Annotated in this window: 18 protein-coding genes; 6 read left to right on the top strand and 12 right to left on the bottom strand. The window is 39.0% G+C overall.

Annotation, left to right across the window (positions count from 1 at the left end; all coding sequences use genetic code 11):
- Window positions 1-38: 38 nt before the first annotated feature.
- The 5 genes from IQ282_RS00600 to IQ282_RS00580 form a co-directional block, all read right to left on the bottom strand.
- The gene (locus IQ282_RS00600; RefSeq protein WP_194850008.1) at window positions 39-632 is read right to left on the bottom strand and encodes a TIGR04282 family arsenosugar biosynthesis glycosyltransferase; all 594 of its coding nucleotides are present in this window, start codon (window positions 630-632) and stop codon (window positions 39-41) included.
- Between the two features lie 308 nt (window positions 633-940).
- Complete coding sequence (locus IQ282_RS00595; protein WP_194850007.1) at window positions 941-1,123, bottom strand: hypothetical protein; 183 nt, start codon at window positions 1,121-1,123, stop codon at window positions 941-943.
- Window positions 1,123-1,617, bottom strand: a complete 495-nt coding sequence (locus IQ282_RS00590; RefSeq protein ID WP_194850006.1) for a rhodanese-like domain-containing protein — start codon at window positions 1,615-1,617, stop codon at window positions 1,123-1,125. Before IQ282_RS00590 ends, IQ282_RS00595 begins: the two co-directional genes overlap by 1 nt.
- Before the next feature lie 310 nt (window positions 1,618-1,927).
- Window positions 1,928-3,001 (bottom strand): arsenosugar biosynthesis radical SAM (seleno)protein ArsS, encoded by a 1,074-nt coding sequence (arsS, locus tag IQ282_RS00585; RefSeq protein ID WP_194850005.1) that lies wholly within the window; start codon window positions 2,999-3,001, stop codon window positions 1,928-1,930.
- A 363-nt stretch (window positions 3,002-3,364) separates the two neighbouring features.
- Complete coding sequence (locus tag IQ282_RS00580) at window positions 3,365-3,700, bottom strand: arsenosugar biosynthesis-associated peroxidase-like protein (RefSeq protein WP_194850004.1); 336 nt, start codon at window positions 3,698-3,700, stop codon at window positions 3,365-3,367.
- A 150-nt stretch (window positions 3,701-3,850) separates the two neighbouring features.
- Between IQ282_RS00580 and IQ282_RS00575 the strand changes: the two genes are divergently transcribed.
- Complete coding sequence (locus tag IQ282_RS00575; RefSeq protein WP_194850003.1) at window positions 3,851-4,036, top strand: hypothetical protein; 186 nt, start codon at window positions 3,851-3,853, stop codon at window positions 4,034-4,036.
- 73 nt (window positions 4,037-4,109) lie between these two features.
- On the opposite strand, the gene IQ282_RS00570 is transcribed toward IQ282_RS00575, so the two are convergent.
- The 7 genes from IQ282_RS00570 to IQ282_RS00540 form a co-directional block, all read right to left on the bottom strand.
- Window positions 4,110-5,534, bottom strand: coding sequence for an alpha-amylase family glycosyl hydrolase (locus tag IQ282_RS00570; protein WP_194850002.1), 1,425 nt, complete (start codon window positions 5,532-5,534; stop codon window positions 4,110-4,112).
- A gap of 17 nt (window positions 5,535-5,551) precedes the next feature.
- A complete protein-coding gene (locus IQ282_RS00565) occupies window positions 5,552-7,915 on the bottom strand; it encodes an alpha-amylase family glycosyl hydrolase (RefSeq protein ID WP_194850001.1) in 2,364 nt (787 codons plus the stop codon).
- Window positions 7,916-7,927: 12 nt separating this feature from the next.
- Entirely contained in the window at window positions 7,928-9,811 is a 1,884-nt protein-coding gene (locus IQ282_RS00560; RefSeq protein WP_194850000.1) for an alpha-amylase family glycosyl hydrolase, read from the bottom strand.
- 3 nt (window positions 9,812-9,814) lie between these two features.
- Window positions 9,815-12,124: a glycoside hydrolase family 65 protein gene (locus IQ282_RS00555; protein ID WP_194849999.1), complete on the bottom strand. Its 2,310-nt coding sequence runs from the start codon at window positions 12,122-12,124 to the stop codon at window positions 9,815-9,817.
- Window positions 12,124-12,786: a beta-phosphoglucomutase gene (gene pgmB, locus IQ282_RS00550; protein WP_194849998.1), complete on the bottom strand. Its 663-nt coding sequence runs from the start codon at window positions 12,784-12,786 to the stop codon at window positions 12,124-12,126. Before pgmB ends, IQ282_RS00555 begins: the two co-directional genes overlap by 1 nt.
- On the bottom strand, window positions 12,786-14,231 hold the full coding sequence (locus IQ282_RS00545) for an MFS transporter (protein WP_194849997.1): 1,446 nt from the start codon (window positions 14,229-14,231) through the stop codon (window positions 12,786-12,788). Before IQ282_RS00545 ends, pgmB begins: the two co-directional genes overlap by 1 nt.
- A gap of 117 nt (window positions 14,232-14,348) precedes the next feature.
- Window positions 14,349-15,371 (bottom strand): LacI family DNA-binding transcriptional regulator, encoded by a 1,023-nt coding sequence (locus IQ282_RS00540; RefSeq protein WP_194849996.1) that lies wholly within the window; start codon window positions 15,369-15,371, stop codon window positions 14,349-14,351.
- A 190-nt stretch (window positions 15,372-15,561) separates the two neighbouring features.
- On the opposite strand from IQ282_RS00540, the gene IQ282_RS00535 reads away from it, so the two are divergent.
- The 5 genes from IQ282_RS00535 (at window position 15,562) to IQ282_RS00515 (ending at window position 24,505) form a co-directional block, all read left to right on the top strand.
- On the top strand, window positions 15,562-18,450 hold the full coding sequence (locus IQ282_RS00535) for a SusC/RagA family TonB-linked outer membrane protein (RefSeq protein WP_194849995.1): 2,889 nt from the start codon (window positions 15,562-15,564) through the stop codon (window positions 18,448-18,450).
- Window positions 18,451-18,456: 6 nt separating this feature from the next.
- The gene (locus tag IQ282_RS00530) at window positions 18,457-20,052 is read left to right on the top strand and encodes a RagB/SusD family nutrient uptake outer membrane protein (protein WP_194849994.1); all 1,596 of its coding nucleotides are present in this window, start codon (window positions 18,457-18,459) and stop codon (window positions 20,050-20,052) included.
- Window positions 20,053-20,080: 28 nt separating this feature from the next.
- Window positions 20,081-21,220, top strand: coding sequence for a SusF/SusE family outer membrane protein (locus IQ282_RS00525; protein WP_194849993.1), 1,140 nt, complete (start codon window positions 20,081-20,083; stop codon window positions 21,218-21,220).
- Between the two features lie 64 nt (window positions 21,221-21,284).
- Window positions 21,285-24,050, top strand: coding sequence for an alpha-amylase family glycosyl hydrolase (locus IQ282_RS00520; RefSeq protein ID WP_194849992.1), 2,766 nt, complete (start codon window positions 21,285-21,287; stop codon window positions 24,048-24,050).
- A 221-nt stretch (window positions 24,051-24,271) separates the two neighbouring features.
- Complete coding sequence (locus IQ282_RS00515) at window positions 24,272-24,505, top strand: hypothetical protein (RefSeq protein WP_194849991.1); 234 nt, start codon at window positions 24,272-24,274, stop codon at window positions 24,503-24,505.
- The last annotated feature ends 74 nt before the right edge of the window (window positions 24,506-24,579 follow it).

Below are 24,579 nucleotides of genomic sequence, written 5' to 3'. Positions count from 1 at the left end.
ATAAAAGGTTGAAAAATAATTTGCCTTACGGCTGGAAATTAAGCGGCAAGAAGCGGCGACCCTTTATTGTAAATAGCTCTGAAGATGACAGAGGCTGGTTTTCTTGTAGGTAAAAAATGATTTGAATTTTGTACGAGAGTTAAAGTTCCTAGGATCAATTGAATGATGATCGATCTTTGATCACACCCGTTTAGAAATCTATGGATATCTTCTGTAGAGTCTAAGTCTGCGAGGTGCTCCAGTATTTTTACCTCAATTCCTGATTTATCAAGGAATTTTAAATAAGCGGCGGCAAGGTTTGAAGTTTGCCATGGTAAATTTTCAAAGTGTTGTTTATCAAATTGAGATTTAGAAATCCCCATTAGATAGAAACCACCGTCCAGCGATGGTCCATTAACAGCAATACCATTATGCAGACAGTCTAAGGCTGTATGGATTTGAGCTACACGCAGCTGTGGTGTATCATTTCCTAAACATATTACATGTTCATAGCCTTTATCAAAGACATCTTGAATAGCGTTTGAAAACCGATTCCCAAAACCGATGCCGTATTGTTCTTTTTCAGAATAATGGTAAAAATCAAGACCGCTTTTTTTAACCGTTTGAAGTATGCGGTCATTCAATACCTGCATCAATTCACCATTATGGGCGATCGGCTTTTGGGTAGCATCTGCCGCTGCCGTTTGGGCAAAGACAAGAATAGCGGTTGTTGAACGTTGGTCTTTGATAAGTGGTTAAATGATATTTAAACTCAAGCTGATGGATTCAAAATAATTACAACTCTATTACAATAGTAAACTAAAGTATTGTAGTTAGGTGATAGAAATCAATATTAGCTAAAACAGTACCCTATAAATACACATCAATTTTAAAGCAATGTTTAAAAATATATTTCAAATTATAATAAAAAAATATAAACGAAAAAAAAGATTCCTTGGTTTTAGTCTGTGTTACTCTTGCGCACTTGACGTAATGCAAACCAAAGGGATGTCAGGAACAAAAATAGATACCAGATATAACTGCGATCTTTTTCTCCAGTAGCCATTAAATACAGCGTAAAACCACTGCCTATTAAACTTGTGAAAACTAAAATTTGCCAAAACCATTTAGGAATATCTATCATCAATCCTTTAAATTATTTCCGTATTTCTTGTTACCCGTCTTTAGATATTTTGCCCATGTTTTAGAATAAGTATGGACATTTTCTGTTGCTTTTCCCGCAGAATCTACCAGCTTAAAACCGGCATCTTTCCACGCAAATATACTCCCATAAAGATTTCTTACTTTAGAAAAGCCAGCCTCTTGCATCTGCTCACCATAATCTTCACTACGTATTCCCACGCTGCAATACACGGCGATTGTAGCGTCATGTCCCCACCGTGCGGTAGGTTCCCATTTCTCACCTACCCAGATAGCATTAGGTAAGTGACTCACATCAAATTCCTCTTTTTTCCTCGTGTCAAGTATCACATAATCTTCATAATCCATTGAGAGTTCTTGCACAGATATGTAAGGAACACTATGGTGATTGTATTGTTTTAAAAGGTTGTCTATGGATTGCGCTTTCGCGAAAGCGGAACCAAACAGAGTTAAAAATGCAACTATCAAAATCTTCATTACCTCAATCTACTTTCAATTATTTGACTTGTTCTTGTTCCATGAAATCCAACCAAAGTGTTTAGCGACCCAAAAGATTCCTGAAATATAAAGGAATGACAGTGTTAGGTGTTTCCAGGTTGGCGTTTCAAAAATCAGTTCATACACAACCAGCATCAACGCTAAGCTCCACAAGCCGACCATTATTTTCCAAAACCAATATGGGAATATTCTGAACATCTAATAATATTAAACAGCACTCATGAGCATGAATTCTGATTCAGTTTAAACGACTCATCAGCTTTTCTTATTAATTCTAATCAATGATCAACTAATCTGCAACAGTTCCCTGACAACTACTTCCTGCACCAGCTGTACAACCGTAGCAGTGTTGAGAAATCTGAATAATGCGGTCGTTAAGCAAATCTTCATTATAATCCTTGATATGCTGGATTTTATTGTCCACTTTCAGGTCTAACATCTGGTTAAAATCGCAATCGTACAACCAGCCATCCCAAGAAATGGAGATGGTATTTGTGCACATTACATTCTTTACTGCGGCCGGATTGTAGGCCTCTACTAAAGCATACATATAATCTTCGTAATTCTCACTAGCAACTAAATAGTCAAGAAAGCGAGCAATCGGTAGATTAGTTATGGCGAATAAATTATGGAATTGAATTCCAAAATCTTCCATGAGTCTGGATTTCATTTCTTTCTCCATACTGGCCTGATCACCAGGTAAATAAGCGCCATTGGGATTATACACTAAATCTAATCTCAAACTGCTATCTGGCAGGCCGTAACCACGGTCATTCAGTTCCTGTAATGCTTTAATCGACTTGTCAAAAACACCATCACCACGTTGCTTGTCTGTTTTCCCCTTTGTCCAGTGTGGCATGGAGGAAATAACATGGATATTGTGCTTTTTGAAAAAATCAGGTAAGTGGTAATACTTTTTATTAGCGCGGATTATAGTTAGGTTAGACCGGACGATAAAGTCTTGGATTCCAGCTTTAGCGGCTTCTTCCACAAACCATTCAAAATCTGGATTCATTTCTGGAGCTCCTCCAGTAAGGTCTAATGTATGCGCCTCTGTAGTTTTAATAACATCTAATATCTGACGCATGGTGTCACGTGTCATAATTTCCTTGCGATCTGGACCTGCATCCACGTGGCAATGCGCACACACCTGGTTGCACATGTAACCTACATTCACTTGTAAAATCTCTAGCGTTTTAGGTCTTAAGGGGAATTGATTCGTCTCCTTTATCTTTTTAGCAAAAGAAGGTAGTTCGCCGTTTGAAAACGGTTCGCCATTTAGAACCTCCATTTGCTTATTGATATTGGCGAGATCTGCATCCCTTTTTTTTAGTGATTTTTTAGTATTGACAGCTACACTCATAAGGGTGTTTGTAGAATTGAAATTATTTAGCAGATGGACTAAGTCCATCATTAACTAGCGAATGCATATTTACGATAAATATGCCATCTGAGTTTTAGAATATCGCTATCTCTAAAAATCGTAGGATAAATAATCATTATGTAGTCGATTCTGAAATTGAACATTACAAACCTTAAAACTACAAACTTGATATTATTGATCAAAATTCAGTCCATTTCTATTAAATGAAAAACGACTCAGTTTTAATCTATGGATGAAAGCAGCAACTCCTGCTATTTTATTTGAAATACTATTCTCACAACTTGAGAAAATCCCAGACAAATCAATTCAGGTAGGTTGCTGATACAGCAAAAACTCGAGTTGCTACATTTCTAGCTTGTTTACTTTATTCATCATTTGAACACCATGAACGAGAGTTGCACCTCCCTTAATGGCTCCCGCGACGTGAATCGCTTCCATCATTTGTTCTTTAGTTACACCGCGTTTTAAAGTATCGCTGGTGTAGGCATCTATACAATAGGGACACTGCACGGCATGAGAAACAGCTAGTGCTATTAAGGATTTTTCTCTGGCGGTTAGCTCGCCTTCCTCAAAAACACTCCCGTAGTAATCGAAAAATTTATTCCCTAGGCCTTCACTCCACTCTGTTATTTTACCAAATTTCTTTAAGTCCTTAGGGTCGTAATATGTTTTGTCCATTTTATAGAATTTAGAGTGCCAAATTACAATAATTGAGTCTTCACGGTATCATACATAACCAGTTAAGCCTCTGGATAATTTCTAAATACACGTTAAATCAAACAATTTATGCCGGCATTATTATAGATTTGATAAAATTAAACAACCACCATGATTAAAATATTAGGATTGATAATGACTGTAGGCGGCGCGATCGCACTAGTATTAGGAACACTCTCTGCATTTGGAAGTATGGCTTTAGGCGCAGGGCAATGGCCCTGTATTATCCTTGGAATAATATTCTTCTTTGCTGGAATATCCCTTATCAAATATCGTAAAGACACTGACCAAGTTTAAAGTACAATTCAATTCAAACACAAAAGCCGCAAGAATTAATTCCTGCGGCTTTTTCATTCAAACAATTGGCTAATTATTTAATGGGCTCTAACATTAGGTATTCATAACTGCGCAATACGGTTGGAGAATTTCCATCAATAGTTACGGTAGTTCCAGACATCAAATTGAGATAATCTCCTTTAAGTCCATTGACATTTGTTTTGATTGAATTTTTAGAAAAATTACCTATGAAGAAGATCTCATTTCCGTTTTTTGAACGGCTGATAGCATAAATCTTTTTATCATCGTTGGTGGAAAGACGCTTATAATCTGCAGCATTTTTTCCTCCATTTAGTGCTGGATTATTTTTCTTCAATTCGCCTAGTTTTTTCATTTGCTCCCACACTTTTCCCTTCGTTTTAGGGATACTGTCTTTTTCAAAAAACTTCAAACGGTAATCCATACCATATTCTTGACCAGAATAAATCAATGGCATTCCGGGAATCACATATTGAAATGCAAGCATTAATTCTTGTGCATCACCCATTCGTTCTTTTACTGTCCCGTTCCAGGAATTCTCGTCATGGTTTGTGATAAAATTCATTAGAATATCATCCTTTTGATAAGCGGTATCGTTTCTTTCCATATACTCATCCCAGGCAGTGACATCTCGCTTTCCCTGCGCCATTTCATTCATTAAATGATGTCCTTCCCAATTATAACCCATATCAAAAGCTGTTGTAAACAGATCTTTCTTCTCACTTTCGGCTAGCATAAACAAAGGTTTGATAGCCTGTAATTGTGCCGTGGCATCGTTCCAAAAATCAGTAGGGACCTCATGAGCTACATCACTTCTAAACCCGTCAATATTATGTTTTTCTACCCAGTATTTCATGGATTCTATCATTGCCTTGCGCAATTCTAGATTGTCGTAATTCAGATCTGCCGTGTCTGTCCAGTCTGTTCCTGCTGGAAAAATGATTTCTCCGGCCTCATTTTTAGTGTAATATTCTGGATGTTCTGTAATCCACTTGTTATCCCAGCCCGTATGGTTTGCCACCCAGTCCAGAATAACAAACATGCCGTTATCGTGTGCTGTTTTAATTAATGCCTCTAGATCTTCTTCTGTACCTAGATCTGGATTAATTCCTGTATAATCTGCAACGGCATAATAACTGCCTAGATATTTAGTGCGCTCATTTTCATCTTTGATATCGTGGACCATTAAATCACCCTTTGCCTTTCTATTCTTTTCAGAAATAGGAAAAATGGGCATCAACCAGATTACCTTAACGCCCAGTTCCTTGAGCTGTGGGATATCTTTAGTAAATTCATTGAAAGTTCCCGCCTCAGAATACTGACGGATATTTGCCTCGTAAATCACTGCGTTTTCCAAATTCTCATCAGTGATGGGCTTGTATTCTGTAATTTCTTGAGATGAATTTTCTGCTATCTTAGTCTCTTCCTTACAAGCCCACAGCAGGCTGATTAAGAAAATCGATCCTATATACTTTTTCATAGTTTTAGATTTGTGAGTTAGTTCTTGGTTTTGGTTTTCTTCTTGGCTTTGGCTTGAATGATAGCAAAATTCCCAGCTCCTACTTGAACTTGATTGTCCGTTTCTAACGCGTTGATGAGGATAATTTCGCTTTCGCGAAAGCGGTCATTTTTATCGGCTACATTCATAATAATGGGATTTTCATTGAAATACACATAGGTTTCCTCCCCAAAATAAGCCCGGCGTAACACGAGCATACCATTAGCATCAGTAACGATTTGTGTAGTTCCATATAACAATGACATGGAGTTGCGACGCAGTTTTGCGAGTTGTTGAACGAGATCGCGCAATTCCTTCTCCCGATTTGACAACCCCTCAAACTTCATCATCTTGCGATTATCTGGATCTCCACCACCGATGCTGCCGTATTCATCACCGTAATAAATGACGGGAACTCCCGGAATCGTCATGTTAAATGCCTGCAACATTCCCAGTCTATCATATGCGGTGGAATCTGTCATCTGTATTTCCCGAGTCCATCCTGCTTTTTTTGCATCTTCATCAAAACGCACGTCACCACTTGCATAACTGATAAATCGCGCGCGATCTTGATTTCCTGAGATGTTGCCCATTAAATGATGATGCCCATAGTATTCCAATCCCTTTTTTAAAGTTTCTGCAATGGTCGTGTAACTGTCATCTGCCGTGGCAAAACCAGAAACCGCTGCATCGTACATATTAAAATCAAATTGTGCATCTAACATTCCAGTACTCACATAACTGCGGATCAAGTCGTTAGAACCATAAGTTTCCCCTATCTGATAAATGGGTCGATTAGTATTGTTTCTGATCTTCTTTGTAAGTGTTCTCCAGTAAGCCTCAGGAACATGTTTAGTAGCATCATGACGGAAACCATCTAGATCATACTCTGTAACCCAGTACAATGCCGAGTCAGTCATTTTCTCAACGACTTCTGGCTGAGAGAAATCTAGCGTGGGCATGAAAGTGTCAAACCATGTAGTCAATCTATGATCATCCCATCGTTCTGTATTCAAACTACCGTCCGGTAGATAGAGATCTGTAGCCCATTCTGGATGTTCCTTATATAATGGGTGTTCCTCGTGAACATGATTTGCTACATAATCGAGGATGACATTCATTCCCTTGTCATGAGCGGTGGCGATGATTTCCTTAAGGATCTTCTCATCTCCAAAACGGTAATCTACTTTTGTATTTGAAATGGGCCAGTAACCATGGTATCCGCTAAATTTTGTTTTGGGTTCTGGCCATAAACCATAAGCACCTTCCGGATTTTGAGTAATGGGTGATAACCAGATGGTACTAATACCCAAGTTTTCAAAATAGCCATCGTTGATTTTCTGTAAAACTCCCGCGAGGTCACCGCCCATATAGTTTGCTTTAGGAAGTATTTCTGGATCTGCGACAGGCTTTGTATTCGATGGATCTGCATCTAGGAATCGGTCCACCATCATAAAATAGAGCACCTGCGTGTGAAAATCTGATCGATCCAATGTTGAAGGATCTGTAACTACTTTACCGTTTTGCACGGGAATGAGCAGATCGTTTGTTCTCCCATTTTCATCGCTGGCAAATACTCGTATAAGTTGGGTTTTTGAAATTCGATTGCTAAAATCGGTTTTAGGAATCGTGACTTGATATTCATTGCCATTTAACCTTGCAGGCAAGAGTTGGTTTTCATACAAGACAATTACATTATCTAGATTTCCAGTGGTTTGAAAAGTAAATCCGTCTTCTAAAATCTTACCGTAACTCAGCTCGGCTGGAAATTCCTTTCGGCTGTTATCGATCATTCGGTTAAAACCATTCATTCCATTGCTAATGAGATTTTGCTCGCTTCCAGTTAAATGTTCTTCTTCACCATCGATTACAAATAGATATTGGAATTTACCGGCAGGAAGGGCAGCATCATAATAAAGGTTGTTACCGTCAGATTCTAGGTCAACTGGAGCCCAATTTGTAAATTCTCCTTTAATCTGGATATTAGAATCACCAGCTGCTTTATTGTAGTTAATTCTGATGACTTTGTTTTGACTCTTAAAAACGGGAATATCATTACGAGATCCCTGCGTCCAAAGTGTCATCAGATTGACAGATGGACTATCAGTCATCGTAAACGAAAAAATACTATCGGTTTTTGTCCAAGGCAAAGCGCTAATTCCTTTACCAACGGTGATACTGTCTATGGCTTGTCCTCCATAAATGTAGTCAGAAATCAAAACATCTGTCTGATCATTTGCGGCAATTACTGGACTGGTAGGCACTTCAATGATGCTAAGGGGTTCGCCAGATTTTTTATCGGTACTGCAGGAACCTAAAAAAAGAATTGTGAGAAGGAGAAGAAAATTAAAGAAGGGTTTCATAGTATTTAGATTTTAATCGAGATCAATTACTAAGCTAGTTTTCCCTGCCACTTTGAGGGATTTATTAAGATCAATCTGGGAGTTTGAAATTATATCAATACCCCTATTTTTACCATTTAAACCTTCTACAAATCTGGAAAGATCAAGAGTAACAGCTGCCACATTATTATTGATAACCACCATAACCCTGCTGTTCTCATTAGATCTGAAATACACATAGCAGTTTTCCTCAGGAACATATTGCAATAATTTCCCTGTGTGAAGAACCGGTTTAGATTTACGATAATTGAGGAGGTTTTTTGTGAAGCCGTGGTAATTTTCTTGGGTTTGAGTTCTTCCAGTCTTATGAAAGGCATTGTTCACATCATTCTCCCAACCGCCGGGAAAATCCCTTCTTATATCGCCATCACCATTAGTTCCCTTATTCCCCATCATACCGATCTCATCACCATAATACAATTGCGGAATCCCACGTGTGGTCAAAACAAGAGTCATTGCGAGTTTGTAATTTTCTAGGTTACTATTATAAACGCCGTCGCCACTAATTCTATTGGTATCATGATTACCTGCAAAAACCATGATATTATCAATATCGGGATATAGAAAGTCATTTACGAAATTCTCATAAACACGTATCATTCCTTTATCCCAGCCTTGTTCGGGCTCTTTAAAAGCTTCGAGAATCGCATCATGTAAGGTGAAATCCATAACACTGGGTAAATTTGTATTGTAAGATTGAATTGCCGAAATAGGAGAATCTTTTTGCCAGTAAGCAATCTGTGCTTGATCATGCAACCAGGTTTCTCCCACAATGTTGAAATTTGGGTACTCATTCATAATGGCTTTTGTCCAGGCCGCAATTCCGTCTTTTTCGTTATAGGAATAAGTATCCACGCGCAAACCATCGAGCCCGGCATATTCAATCCACCATATCGCATTTTGAATCAAGTAGTTCAAAACTAATGGCTCGCTTTGATTTAGATCAGGCATTGTGCTTACAAACCAGCCTTTTTCGGCATACGTTTTATCACGTTCACTGGCATTGGGATCCATTTGTGTGGACTGTCTGTAGGAAGAATTTGCATAACCTTCCACAGGAAAGTCTTTACCCTTATTATCTGGGAACTTGTGAATCCAGGTTTCCGTTGGTAAATCCTTCATCATCCAGTGCGTCGCACCCCAGTGATTTGTCACATAATCCATGATTAGTTTCATATCATGGGAATGCAATTCATCAGCCAGTTTACGGTATAATTCATTCGTCCCATATCGTGGGTCGATATTGTAAAGATCACTTTGTGCATAGGTATGGTAAGAATAGCTCACATCGTTATCTTCTAATAATGGCGTGCTCCAGATTGCTGTTGCTCCTAAATCCTTTATGTAATCTAAATGGTCAATGATTCCCTGAATGTCGCCACCGTGACGCCCACCTTTATCGGCTCTGTTTACTTTTTCTGTCATTGATTTGACGGAATCGTTACTGGGGTCTCCATTTGCAAAGCGGTCTGGCATCAATAGATAGATCGCATCACTGGAATCGAACCCTGTACGTTGCTGCGAATTCTCATCGCGTTCCTGAAGACTAAAATTTTTCGACATCTTTATTCCTGCTTTCCCCAGTGTGATGTCGTAAAAACCAGCTGGTTTATTTGCTGTCTCTACCATAACAAAGAGATAATTCGGATTTTCTGTATGTCGGACGTTGAGAATTTCTAAGTCTGAGTTTACATTTTTAAATTCACCAATATTGTTTCCATGAAACATGATTTCTACTTGCGAGTGCTCCATTCCTGCCCACCAGTTGGGTGGTTCCATGTGCTGTATCTGTGCCGTTCCCGCTTTCGCGAAAGCGAAATAAACCAACAAGAAAAGTGCAACGTTAGAGAATTTCATAAGCTAGATGTTTATGGTTGCTGGCTCTAAAGTTTGCTTTTGACCATCGATTATAATTTCTAAGCTCCTGTCACCCTCCAGTTTTACTATAGTTTGATTTGCCGTTACATGTACATTCAAAACTTGATCCCTAAAGTTGATTTTAAAACTAAAGGATTTCCATTGCTCTGGTAATTTTGCATTAAAACTAGGCATGTCATCAACAATTTTAAACCCACCGAACCCTTCCACAATACTCATCCAGGTTCCAGCCATACTGGTTATGTGACAACCGTCTTCCACCTCATGATTGTAATCATCTAGATCGAGCCTGGAAGTTCTCAAATAAAGATCATAGGCCTGATCCATCCTTCCTAAGTGGGCTGCTTGAATACTGTGCACACAGGGTGATAGCGAGCTTTCATGCACGGTTAACGGTTCGTAAAAGTCAAAGTGTTTTTCTAGCTGCTCAGTCGTAAAGTGATCCTCAAAAAAATAAAAGCCTTGAAGAACATCTGCTTGCTTTATATAACAGCTGCGTAGGATTCTGTCCCAAGACCATTTCTGGTTGATCGGTCTCTGGGAAGATTTCAGATCTGATACTGGAATAATCTCTTTATCTAAAAAACCATCCTGCTGGAGGTAGATTCCAAGTTCCTTATCAAAGGGTTCGTACATATTATGAGCAACTTCTAACCAGGAAGCGATATCGCGGTCAGTAATTTTAGTGAGTCCTACAATACGTTGATAATCGTCATTATGACCATTTTTAACTTTGTCCAGATGATCAACCGTTTGCTCGATACACCATTTGGCTAAATAATTTGTGTACCAGTTATTGTTGACGTTATTTTCATATTCATTAGGTCCTGTCACCCCCAAAATCATATACTTATCTGCTTGTTTAGAAAACGTTGCACGCTGGTGCCAGAACTTTGCAATAGCAATCATTACCTCAAGTCCCATTTCTGGAATGTAGGAGTAGTCGCCGGTATATTTAAGATAGTTGTGAATGGCATAAACCATCGCACCATTGCGGTGAATCTCTTCAAAGGTTATTTCCCATTCGTTATGGCTTTCCTCGCCATTCATGGTAACCATAGGATATAGAGCAGCTCCATTAGAGAATCCCAATTTCTCGGCATTCTCAATGGCCTTGTCTAGCTGCTCATACCTATATTTCAGTAAATTTCTGGCGACCTTTTGATCTTTGGTAGCCATGTAGAAAGGTAAGCAATATGCTTCAGTATCCCAATAGGTGGAACCTCCATATTTCTCTCCCGTAAATCCTTTAGGCCCAATATTTAACCGTGCATCTTTACCAGAATACGTTTGGTTCAATTGGAAAATATTGAATCGTATTCCTTGTTGGGCCTTTAAATCACCTTCAATAGCAATGTCTGCCATTGACCAGGTTTGAGCCCAAGCTTCTTTCTGTTCTTCCAGCAATCCTTCATATCCTTTTTCTACAGCGGTGCGAAGAACGTTTTTTGCAGCGTGCAAAATTTCAAAGTGCTCATGGTTCAAACTTGAAGTGTAACCCGCATATTTAATCAGAGTTACAGTATGACCTTCAGATATTTGAGAAGCCACCTTGTGTCGCACTACAGATTCATTTTTATCAAAATGAGCGGCATACTGGACGTGTTCTCCATTTTTATACAACTCAGACTGCATGAATGTGCACACGTAAAAATTTGTTTTATTAGTACGGCTGCGTATAAAACCTTGATGATCTACAGATTGTAAATCTTCAATTTCCCAGAACTTATCATCCCAGTTGGAATCTTCATTTTTGATTCCACCATCTATGTACGGTTGAAAAGAAACACGCATATCCCCTTTCACTGCGGTAACACTATAATTTATAACACCTAACTCGTCATGCTTCATGGAAAGAAATCTGCGAGCCACGACTTTAATCGTTTTAGAATCGGATAAATTAATTTCAAACGAGCGTTCGTGCCAGCCTTCTTTCATATTGAGCTCGCGACGGTAATGACGGATGTCGGTCTTTTCATATTTGGCCAAGTCCAGCGTTTCACCATCGATAAAAACATCGATCCCTATGAAATTAGGCGCATTTAAAACTTTTGCGAAATATTCTGGGTAGCCGTTTTTCCACCAGCCTACGCGTGTTTTATCTGGATAATAAACTCCCGCAACATAACTACCCTGGAAAGTTTCTCCCGTATAGGTTTCTTCAAAATTTGCGCGCTGTCCCATGGCCCCATTACCTATGGAAAAAAGGCTTTCACTGGATTTTACGAGATCAGGATTCCATCCTTCCTCAATAATAGACCACGCGTTTGGTATGATATATTCTCGACTCATTACTTCGTTTTATTCAATAACTGATGTTGATAATCTGCTGGCATGTCTAGAAAGCTCCTAAAAACTTCATCTGCCTCGCTTAAATTTTTCTCTTCTCCCAATCCTATACTGATCATTCCCGCAATGTTTGCGGCTTGAATACCAGCAATACTATCTTCAAATACAATCGCATTTTCTGACGGCATATTCAATAATTTGCAGGCGTTGAGAAATACCTCTGGATCTGGCTTTGCTTTGCTCACGTCCGTTCCATCCACGATAGCATCAAACATGTTAAGAATTCCTAGTTTTTTTAAAATAGGCCTTGCATTCTTGCTGGCACTACCCAAAGCTATGGGCTGATCTTGTTTTTTTAAGTGTATCAAAAAATCATACACGCCTGGAAGAATATCTTTCTGATCTAGGGTTTCCACCATTTTGAGGTATTCCTCGTTTTTCTGAATCAGCTTTTGTTCAAAGGTTTCTTTATCAATTTTTTTATTTCCCCACTCTAAAATCTTTTCCAAAGAGCGCACACGGGAAACGCCTTTAAGCTGTTCGTTTTCTTCTTCCGTAAAATTGATATCTAAGCTTGAGGCTAAGTTTTGCCATGCTACAAAATGAAATTTTGCCGTATCGACGACAACGCCGTCTAGATCAAATATGAATGCTTTCTTAATCATTATTCATCTGCTATTGAAGGTTGATAAGTGATTGCTTTTTTATTTTTGATAAGCAAATTAGAAGCTGCTGCTAATAGTAAAAAGATTCCAGCGATAGTCATGGCGTGAATGGTTTCGTCTCCTATCAAATTGTATAGGAAAACTACGCCACTCAATGCTGCGATAATTTGTGGTATTACGATAAACATATTGAACACACCCATCATCAATCCCATCTTATTACTGGCTACAGAACTAGAAAGCATAGCGTACGGCATGGATAGTATGCTACCCCATGCAATACCAATCAATGCAAAACATAAGGTCAAATATTCCGGTTGACCAGGTATGTAATACATCAGCAAAAACCCAATAGCTCCTAAAATCAAACTCACCATGTGAACGACCTTCCTATTAATGCTTTTGTAGGCCGTGTAAAAGGTGAGTAATAGTGCAAACGCCATCGATGACAATCCGTAGATTCCCATTTTTGCACCTACATCATCAGAAGCCTCGTTGTACGCCTTATCTTGAATTCTATAATCATCTGCATAATCCTGATCGAGGAATAATGTAGTCTGATTTACATCTAATAAAACCTTGTCACTGCTATCTAATTGTGCAAATTGTGTGACATCTGGTTTTGGGGCGTTGTAAATATGTTCTGTCAAGGCTGGGTTTGCGAGCGTCCACATCGCAAAAAATGCAAACCAAGAGAAAAACTGCACGACACCCAACTTCTTCATAATAACGGGCATTAATGCATAAGTGGATGTGATTGTTGCCCACATTCCTTTTTTCTCCTCCGGTTCTCCAGCATCTTCAAAGGCTGCCATTTCCGTTGGAGTGTATTCTTTCGTAGTAAATATGGTGACAAGGATCGAGATCATGAAAACCGCAGCGCCCACCATAAAAGCGATCTTAACCGAGTCTGGAACAACGCCCGGTGCGGCCTCGTTTGAAATATCCAGTATATCATTTAAAAATTTAGGAAGATTACTGGCAATCCAGGTTCCTACACCTATAATAAGAGTTTGAACTACAAATCCATAACTGCGCTGTGAATCTGGGAGTTTATCAGCAACTAGTGCTCTAAAAGGCTCCATACTAATATTAATGGAGGCATCGAGAACAAGAAGCAGCCCAGCTGCCATCCACACTTCTGAGGAAAACGGCATGAATATAAGTGCGATACTACTCAAAATGGCACCCAGTAAAAAGAAGGGGCGCCTGCGGCCTAAGGATTTGTGCCAGGTATTATCACTTAGATATCCTATTATGGGTTGCACAATCAGACCAGCAAGAGGCGCAGCTATCCAGAGCATAGGAATGTTGTCCTTGCTAGCTCCTAAAGTCTCAAAAATACGGGACATGGTAGAGCCCTGAAGGGCAAAACCAAACTGAATACCAAGAAATCCGAAACTCATGTTCCAGATATCCCAGAAACCTAACTTAGGTTTTTGCATATCGATAATTATTAATTACGATAAGCCTTATGACTTATCAAAACTTATGCGTGTGTGAAGAAGACAAGTTTTGATATTACCAGTGAAATCCTTAAAAATCACAGGTCAAATATACTATTATTGCGGCGTTGATTCCCTCTCTACTAATGATGTTTTTACGATAACGGTTTCGTAGCTTTCTTCTACGTCCTCCTTACTTTCTAAGCGTTCAATCAATTTTGTAGCAGCCAGGCCACCCATATCTTCCCCATTTTGACCAATAGTAGTCAATGTCGGGCTGGCATATTTGCTCAGTATTCCATCTGTAAAAGCAATGATTGCAACATCTTCTGGAATGGACTTACCCATTTTTTTCAATGATTTACTCGCAATTACAGCAAATAATTCATTGACCGCTATGACACCGTCGTAATCGTCTTTCTTTAAAAAATCATCAATTTCTTTAGAACAATTTTCAGCATTCTCAATTTTGAGGACTCTGTTTTCCGTAAACTCCATACCGCGTTTCTCCAGAGCTTCTTTAAATCCCTTGGTGCGCAAACGTCCTACATTTACATAATCTACCGTGGATATAATCGCCAGGTTTTTACGTCCCTTGCGCATTAAAAACTCCGTAGCGCTATGGGCTGCGGCCACATCGTCGATGATAATTTTATCGCATTCGATTCCCTCCACTACTCTATCAAACATCACGATAGGCATCCCTTGATTTAGCACCTCTTCAAGATGGTGAAAATCTTGTTTTTCCATGGTTTCCTTAGATAGACTCATAATAAAACCATCAATACTTCCATTTGCCAGCACGTCCATGTTGACGACTTCTTTGGCAAAGCTTTCACCAGACAAACATATAATAACCTGATAGCCTTTTTCATTGGCTACTTTTTCAATTCCAGAAATAACAGTAGCAAAGAAATGGTGTACAATTTCAGGGATGATAATCCCTATTTTTTTGGTCTTTTGATTCTTTAGACTTAGGGCAATACTATTAGGTTTGTAGTTGTATTTTTTAGCGTAAACTTTTATCTTATTTCTTGTTTCAACGCTGATTTCATGAGAGTCTCGCAATGCTTTAGACACTGTAGATATGGACACCTTTAAATCATGTGCTATCTTTTTTAAGGTGATTTTCTGAGACATCAATTATGGTTTTATATGGAGGGACTTACGCTTTCGCGAAAGCTAAATATACTTCATTAAACAGAACTATAAAAAGCCGAAAACGTTTTCGTAGAAACACCACTGGAAACATTTCCTTAACGTTTTATTTACATAGTTTTATGCCGTGTGAGAAGAAGACTACCTCTAATTATTAACTCAAACTTCAGAAATGAATCAAAAATTAAAAATCGCTTTGCTGTTTCTAGTATTGCCTCTGCTGGCAGTCGCACAGAGCATTTCAGGAACAGTAACGGAAGCAACAAATAACCTTCCAGTACTGGGAGCATCTGTTATTGTGAAAGGCTCGAGCATAGGTACCGCTACAGATTTTGATGGGAAATACATACTGAATAACGTCCCTGAAGGATCAATTATCGTTATCAATTACCTAGGTTATGCCGCCCAGGAAATTCAATATTCTGGACAAAATGTAATCAACGTAGTCTTACAAGAAGATGCCTCACAACTGGACGCGATTGTTTTAATAGGTTATGGTACGGTAAAACAGCAAAACGTTACTGCCGCTCAAACAACGGTTAGCGATGATGATTTTAACCGTGGAGCAATTGTGTCTCCAGGTCAACAGCTTGCAGGTAAAGCAGCAGGTGTACAAGTAGTGGCTCCTAGCGGTAAACCTGGAGACGGTCCTACTATCAGGGTTCGTGCTGGTTCTACCTTAAGCGCCACAAAAGATCCATTATATGTTGTCGATGGTGTGCCGCTAGATCAATCTAATTCTAACCTGAATAGTTTAAATCCTAACGATATTGAGAGTTACACCATTTTAAAAGATGCAAGTGCTACTGCGATATATGGTAACCGCGCCTCAAACGGTGTGATTCTTATTACTACTAAAAGAGCAAGGTTAAACAGCGATTGGGCTGTTAGTTATGACGCCCAATTTTCTGTAAATAAAAATACCAATTCTGTAGATGTTTTAACGGCAGATCAATTTAGGCAACTCGCCGCTGATCGTGGTCAAGACTTAAATTTATTAGGAGATAGCAATACGGACTGGCAAAACGAAATTTATCAAACTGGGACCAGAGGTTATCACAATCTGACTATCTCAAAAGGTTTTGAATCCACTTCATTGCGATTGGGATTGAGTCAGGTTAATGAAGAAGGAACATTGAAAACTTCAGACTATCGCCGTTCTACCATCAACATTGCAGTCACGCAACGTGCCTTCAATAATGACCTTAAATTGACCTATACCGCTCAAGGAGCTCTAGAAGAAATAGGAAATGCAGACGGCGGCGCCATAGGAAGCGCCATTGTTTTTGATCCTACAAGACCTGTTAGATCTACTGATCCTGGTAACTCTGTAAACGGTTTTTACGAATTTTACACGAATGGTGGTTTAGAAGTAAATGCTCCTAAAAACCCGGTAGGATTACTTGAAAGTCTGGATGATGAAACGGACAACTCCCAAATCAGAATGAATTTGAATGCAAATTATAAGATACCGTTTGTAGAAGGTCTTTCACTTGATGGAAATGCTGGGTTTGATTACAACGAGTTTGATGCCTACTCCATACGCTCTGCAAATTCTGGTGCTGGATTTTTTGGCAACGGATCGATTTTCCTAAACGAAGGAATCAGAAGAAACATTCTTTTAAATGGTCGCATTGATTATAAAAAAACATTAGATAACTTAGGTACTGATGTAGAAGCAACCGCAGGTGGTGCATATCAAGATTTCACTAGACAGAACACTACCATTAGTTCATTAAATGGTGCTTTGCTAGATCCTAGATTTTTCCCAACCGATAATAGGTTGGTATCTTTTTTCGGTCGTTTGACATTTGACATACAAGATTTTGTTGTCTTATCCGGTAGCCTTTCCAGAGATGGATCTTCCCGTTTTTCAACGGAAGAACGTTTCGGAACGTTTGGTGGAGCCAGCGTTGCATTAAAATTCACCAACCTAGATTTTATTCAGAATAGCGGGTTCATTTCTCAGCTTAAATTAAGAGGTGGCTATGGGGTTACGGGACAACAGGAAATAGGAGAGCAATTCTCTTTCCTTCAAGTATTTACTCCAGGACAACCGGAAGCACAAGTTCAATTTGGGGATCGTTTTGTTCCTACTATTAGACCAGAAGGAACTCAGGATCTTAAATGGGAAGAAACAGCACAATACAATGTAGGTTTAGACTTAGGGTTCTTCAACGATCGTTTGACCGGTAGTGCAGATGCCTATTATCGTGAAACATCAGATCTACTGCAGTTTGCTCCTATAGCTGCGGGTGGACTTGAAAATTTTGGAATCCAGAATGTGGGTAATACATTAAGTAGAGGGTTGGAATTCGGTCTTGATGCTAAGCTAGTTGAATCTGAAAATTTTAATTGGAATATAGGTGCAAACCTAACATTTAGTGAAATTGAGATTACTAATCTTGCGGGACCTAACAACAACCCAGTTGCTGTGGGTGGCATCGCAGGAGGTGTAGGAAATACCATTCAAGAATGGGCAGTAGGTTCTGACCCAAGTTCTTTCCATATTTTTAGACAAGTGTACGATCAAGAAGGAAATCCATTAGACGGCGTATTCCTCGATACTAATGGAGATAATCTTATAAATAGTGCCGACAGAGTGCGCTATAAGAAAGCAAATCCAGATGCTTACTATGGATTTACCTCAAACCTAAATTATAAGAATTTATCCTTGAGCTTTACCTTAAGAGGATCTGCAGGTCTTTACAATTACAATAATGTAGATTCTAACAGTGCAACGTATTCTAATATCTTCAACAATCCGGGAGACTTCTATACGAATAGTACTACAGATATATTTGACAGTCAATTCACAGATCCTCAGTACTTTTCAGATTACTATATACAGAAAGCAGATTTCTTGAAACTGGACAATGCAACGATAGGATATACTTTTCCTGGCGACAGAGTTGATATAAGAACCTCAATTACAGGAACAAACCTGTTTACTATTACAGACTACGATGGATTAGATCCTGAGGTTAGCGGTGGTATCGATAACACGATTTACCCTAGAAGTAGAAGTTTCGTCTTAGGTATAGGTTTCACATTAAAATAAAAAACTATGAAAATTTATAAATATTTATTGGGTGCTGCAGTAGCGATCCTAGCCTTAGTAGGCTGTGAGGATACACTGGATTTACAGCCACGCGGTGAGCAAATTACAGAAGGTCAATTACTTTCAGATCCGGCAGCTTATGAGGGTTTGATCGCTAAGGTTTACGGCGGTATCACTTTAGGCGGGCAAGGTGGCGGCGATGCTGATGCTGACATTCAAGGAATTGATGGAGGTTTCTCCAGTTATACCCGTAACTTATGGAAGCTTAGCGAACTCCCGACTGATGAGGCGGTAATCGCATGGGGAGATGAGGGTATTCAGGATTTCCAAAGACAGCAGTGGAGTGATGGTAACCAGTACATACGTGCTATGTATTCCAGAATAACCTATCAAGTAGCTCTAGCTAATGACTTTTTAAAAAACACAACCGAAGCTAAACTAGATCAGAACGGTATTCAGGAATCTGATCGGGTCAATATTAGAGCCTATCGCAATGAAGCTAGATTTCTACGGGCATTCTCTTATTATCACGGTATGGACATGTTTGGTGGGATGCCTTTCCAGGATGAAACCACAGATCCTAAAATTCCAGGACAACTTATTGAAAGAGCAGACTTGTTTACCTATATAGAGTCAGAACTCCTTGACATTGAAGATAAAATTACTCCTGCAAGAATGAACCCTTATGGTAGAGCAGATCAAGCTACGGTCTGGATGACTCTTGCAAAACTCTATTTGAATGCAGACGTTTATACAGGTACTGCTAGAAATACAGAGGTAATCACGTACACTGAGAAAGTGATTACTGCGGGATATAGTGTTGACACCAGCAAACCCTATCAAAATCTTTTTCTTGCTGATAACGGGTCTAACGGAAGTCAAAATGAATTTATCTGGACCATAAATTATGATGGTTTAAAAACGAGAACTTTTGGAGGAACTACGTTCTTGACTCATGCGCCAGTAGGTGGAAAAATGGATGCTGGAAATTTCGGAATTAATGGTGGATGGGCTGGTATCAGAACGACGCCTCAATTTGTAGAGTTATTTCCAGGTGAAGAAAACAGCGCTGATGGTAGAGAGCTTTTCTTTACTCAAGACCAAACAAAGAAAATTGCTGATCAGAGTAAATTCACGAACGGTTTTGCTATTTCAAAGTTTAAAAATGTCAATGTTGATGGAACAGCTGGTTCTGATCCATCTGGAGATTTTGTCGACATCGATTTTCCAGTCTTCAGACTGGCAGATGCTTATTTGATGTATGCTGAAGCAAACCTTAGAGGTGGGGGCGGTAGCACTGGTCAAGCAGTGAATTACATCAATATTTTAAGAGAACGTGCTTATGGTAATTCGGGCAGTAACATAGCAGCAAATGATCTAAACCTAACATTTATTCTTGCGGAAAGAGGACGAGAATTATATTGGGAAACTCATAGAAGACAAGATTTAATACGTTTCAATCAGTTCTCTGTAAATGGAACGTGGGCATGGAAAGGCAACGTGCAATCAGGCATAACGACTCCTCAATTTAGAGACTTGTTTCCAGTCCCGGCAGAACAACTAAACCTTAATGACAACCTCATCCAGAATCCTGGATATTAATAAATCGGATCATTTAAAAAACATCAAAATGAAAAAAATCTATAGCTTATTTATGGGACTTGCGATCATCGCAGGTATTGCATCCTGTTCTGAAGACGAGGAGCAATTCACATTAGACACAAATCAATCTCGGAAATTAAATTTATCTCCACAATCGGGATCCTTTGTAGTGACATCAGATAATCGGGATCAATTAGCAGAGCGCTTCAATTGGGATGCGATCACCCTTGATCTTCCTGTCGCAATGACTTATACTGTTCAAGTGGATTCTATAACCGGCGATTACTCTAAACCATATGTACTGGCGCAATCTTCTGGTGTGGATGCTGCGATTAATTATTCGCAATTAAATGATGCAGCTCTTGCTCTAGGCGGTGAGAATGGAACATCCCTGGCTTTCAAGGCCCGTGTGATTGCTACTACAAACGATCCAACTGTAAAGGCTATTGCTTCTGATGATATTTCATTAACAATTACTCCATATGTAGGGTATCCTTTCAATCCTTTATATTTAGTAGGAGCTGCTACAGCTCCAGGATGGGATAATGGTTCAGGAAACGACAAGACAAACCCAGCTTTGTTCATAGATCTAGAGGACAATAACGTTTACCGATATACTGGATATTTCAATGCTGATGAGTTTAAGGTTCTTTCAAGTTTAGGAAACTGGCAACCACAATATGGTGGACGTAATGGAAAGGTAGGCGTAAATGATGGCAACGGCTCAGATCCAGACAATCTTGTAGCTCCCGCTGCTGGTTACTACGATTTCGTTATAGATATTACTGGCGTGACTAATACGTCTGAGGGTGAATCCAGCGTTACAATTACGCCTAATACTACTGCCGCCACTGCAGCGACTTACACGAGCATCGGTCTTTTAGGAGACGCATTTCCCGATAATGGTTTTGGTGGTCCAGACATCAACTTAATACAGTCAACGTTTGATCCACACCAGTGGAGCATTAGAAACCTTGTAGTAGGTTCTGGTGATATTAAATTCAGAGCAAATGACGCGTGGGATACAAGCTGGGGCGACGACACCAGTAGTTATATAGGTCAGGGATCAAATAATGGCGATCCTAATATTCCAGCATCTGCGGGAACTTACAACGTCTTTTTTAATGACCTTGATGGTAGGTTTATCTTCATACCAGTAGAAGAATAAGATTCCGATTTAAACTTTAAGGGCTGTTCGCAGCCCTTTTTTTTGCTCTATATACAAGACTATTATGAAAAAATATCTACTCCTATTAATGGTATGTATGTTCGCTTTCGCGAAAGCGCAAGTGTCAACATCATCCTCTACTCCTACAGCAGATCAAACAATAACCATCATTTTTGATGCCACTGGAACTGCCTTAGAAAACACCACCCAGACCATACATCTTTACGCTGGCGTTACTATCAATAATGTAGCATTCCAAAATGTAAAGGGTGACTTTTTCACCAATGACACTGCCATCAATCCTACTTTTACCAAGACGGGACAAAATCTATTTGAAATAACTTTAGGGCCAACGTTGAACGAGTATTTTGGGGTTGATCCTACGACAGAAACGATTACCGCCATTGACCTCGTCATTAGAAATGCCAACGGACCAAACGGGAATCCCGGCAGTAATAGCAACAAACCTAAACAAACAGATGACTTTAAGCTGCAGATTTTCCCTCCAGGTTTAATTGCTGTTATAACGTCTCCAAAAGACGACAATATTTATGCTGTCAACGAACAGATCGTTATCAAGGGCAATAGTTCTATGACCAGTACTTTGAGCCTGACAGTAAACGGTTCATCGGTCGCCACAGCAAATAGCACTTCTATAAGTTACCCCTTCACATTTACGGCTCCAGGTTCTTATGACATCGTGTTTACAGCAATTAATGGTAATGAGACAGCTACTGATGCTATCAATGTTTTTGTTCCTGCGACGGTTCAAAATCAGGTAAGACCGAGCGGCATTAAAAACGGTGTAAATGAAAATAGTGATGGAAGCGTCACCTTTCTTCTTGCAGCACCTGGAAAGTCAAGTTCATTGCTAATCGGTAGTTTTAATGACTGGAATCCCTCGCTAGAAACTCAAATGAAAAAGGATGGAGATTATTTTTGGGTCACTTTACCGGCAACTACGTTTACAAAGGAGTCTACATTTAAATACCAATATATTGTCGACGATAAGATCAAAATAGCAGATCCATTCAGTACATTGATATTAGATCCAGGAAGTGACCCGTTTATAAAAGCCGGTAATTTTCCCAACTTACCCGTCTACCCTACTGGTAAAACTACTGGAGATCTTACTTTATATACCTATCAAAAAGCCGAATACAATTGGAACGTAACAGATTTCGCAAGACCAGATAATGAGAATTTAGTGATTTATGAGCTTTTAGTGCGCGATTTCTCAGAATCTGATTCCTTTCAAGCAGTCATTGATAAGATTGATTATCTAACAGGTCTAGGAATCAATGCGGTTGAATTTATGCCTTTAAATGAATTTGAAGGAACAGACAGTTGGGGTTACAATCCTAAGTTCCATGGAGCACTTGACAAAGCCTATGGAACTCCAGAAAAATTCAAAGAACTGGTAGACTTATTGCATTCTCGTGGAATTGCAGTAATTGTAGATATTGTGTATAATCAAGCATTTAGCCAAAGCCCTTTAGTCCAGATGTGGCCGGACGCCAGTGGTTTCAACGCTGGGTCAGATAATCCCTATTTAAATGAGACGGCAAAACACCCATTTAGTGTAGGTACTGATTTCAACCATGAAAGCCGCTGGACTAAAGAATATGTGAAGCAAACCATGCAATATTTTCTATCAGAATTTAAGATCGATGGTTTTCGATTTGATTTATCTAAAGGATTTACCCAAAATAATACTAGCGGGAATGTAGAATTATGGGGGAAATATGATCAATCGCGCGTTGACATTCTTACGGAATACCGAGATTTTCTCCTAGTAAATAATGATGATGATATTTATTTGATTTTAGAACATTTATCTGAGAATCAAGAAGAAAAAGCTCTTGCTGATATTGGTTTTATGCTATGGGGTAAAATGACGCAAGAATACAAGCAAAATTCCCTTGGATATTCATCGCAGTCAGATCTATCAAGAGCATATCATGCCAACAGAGATTTTAAGGATCTTCATTTAGTATCCTATGCAGAAAGTCACGATGAGGAGAGGGTCGTTTACCAGACCCTGAAATTCGGGAATAATTCAAATCCTACTTATCAAGTGAAGTCTCTTTCAGTGGCTTTAGACCGTCAGGAAGCCATCGCTGCGATTCAATACAGCATTCCGGGTCCCAAAATGCTTTGGCAATTCGGTGAGTTAGGATATGATAAGGAATTAAATAACGATCGCCTGGCTAGAAAACCTGTAGCGTTTTCTAACGGTTATTCTACAGATGCTAACAGACTTGATCTTTATAAAGTAACTGGTGAGATCATTAAACTAAAAACCAAATACCCTGCAACTTTTAATAGTGTAAATAATGAACTCGATCTTTCTGGTCTTGTAAAAAGAATTCAACTCAAAGGAGCGGAATTTGACGTTATCGTGGTTGCAAATTTTGATGTGATAACTAAGAACATGGCTCCACAATTTACAGAGACTGGAACCTGGTATGAATATTTCTCAAAGGAATCGATGAATGTCACAAATCAGAATGCATTAATCACCCTGGAGCCTGGTGGGTATCGTTTATTTAGTAATAAGGCTTTATCTACTACTGCCAGTGTTACTGACAGCGTCATCGAGAATACCATTCGATTGTTTCCAAATCCCACGAGCTCTAGTTTTCGATTGAGTATGGATGTTGCTGAGATTAAGATTTACACTATGACAGGTCAACTTGTAAAGCGAATTGAGGGTAGTAAAGAGCTCTATAATATCTCAGATTTATCTACTGGCGTCTACCTTATTAAGGTATTAAACACGGATGGAAGCAGTTCGTCTATTAAATTTATCAAAAAAGCGACAGAATAGTCATTTATAACATAGAATTTCTTTTTTATCCAAAAAAGTCATTAAATTCACAACTGATGAATAACACTATCCCTAACGGTTTTATTTATCTTAAAGTAACCTTTACTCTTTTCAAAATAATTTGGTTACAAAAACCTGTCTTTCCCAAGGCAGGTTTTTTAATTTAATTTGGTTTCGCTATCGCTTTATTTATATACATTTGATCCCTAAATCAATTTATAATGAAAACTATTTTCAAAGTATTCCTTTTCTCTATTGCTCTAGCAGCTGCTTTCGTTTCCTGTCGTGAAGAAGATAAAACTGCAGAGGAAAATGCTCAAGAAATGATTGACAACGGTGATAATGTCGAGGTTTCTGATGACAAAGTAAAGATCGAAAACGAAGACGGAAGTGAGACTAAAATCAAATATGATGACAACGGTAACGTTGAGAAAGTCAAAACTGACGATAACTAGTTAATAAAATTGTCTCGTCCTAAATAACCGATACAGATTATTGAAGGATTAAATTTATTACTTAAAGCTCAACG

Source organism: Nonlabens antarcticus (assembly GCF_015356755.1).
GTDB classification, from domain to species: Bacteria; Bacteroidota; Bacteroidia; order Flavobacteriales; family Flavobacteriaceae; genus Nonlabens; species Nonlabens antarcticus.
Note: the sequence above shows the minus strand (reverse complement) of the source record. Positions and strands in the feature narration are given on the sequence as shown.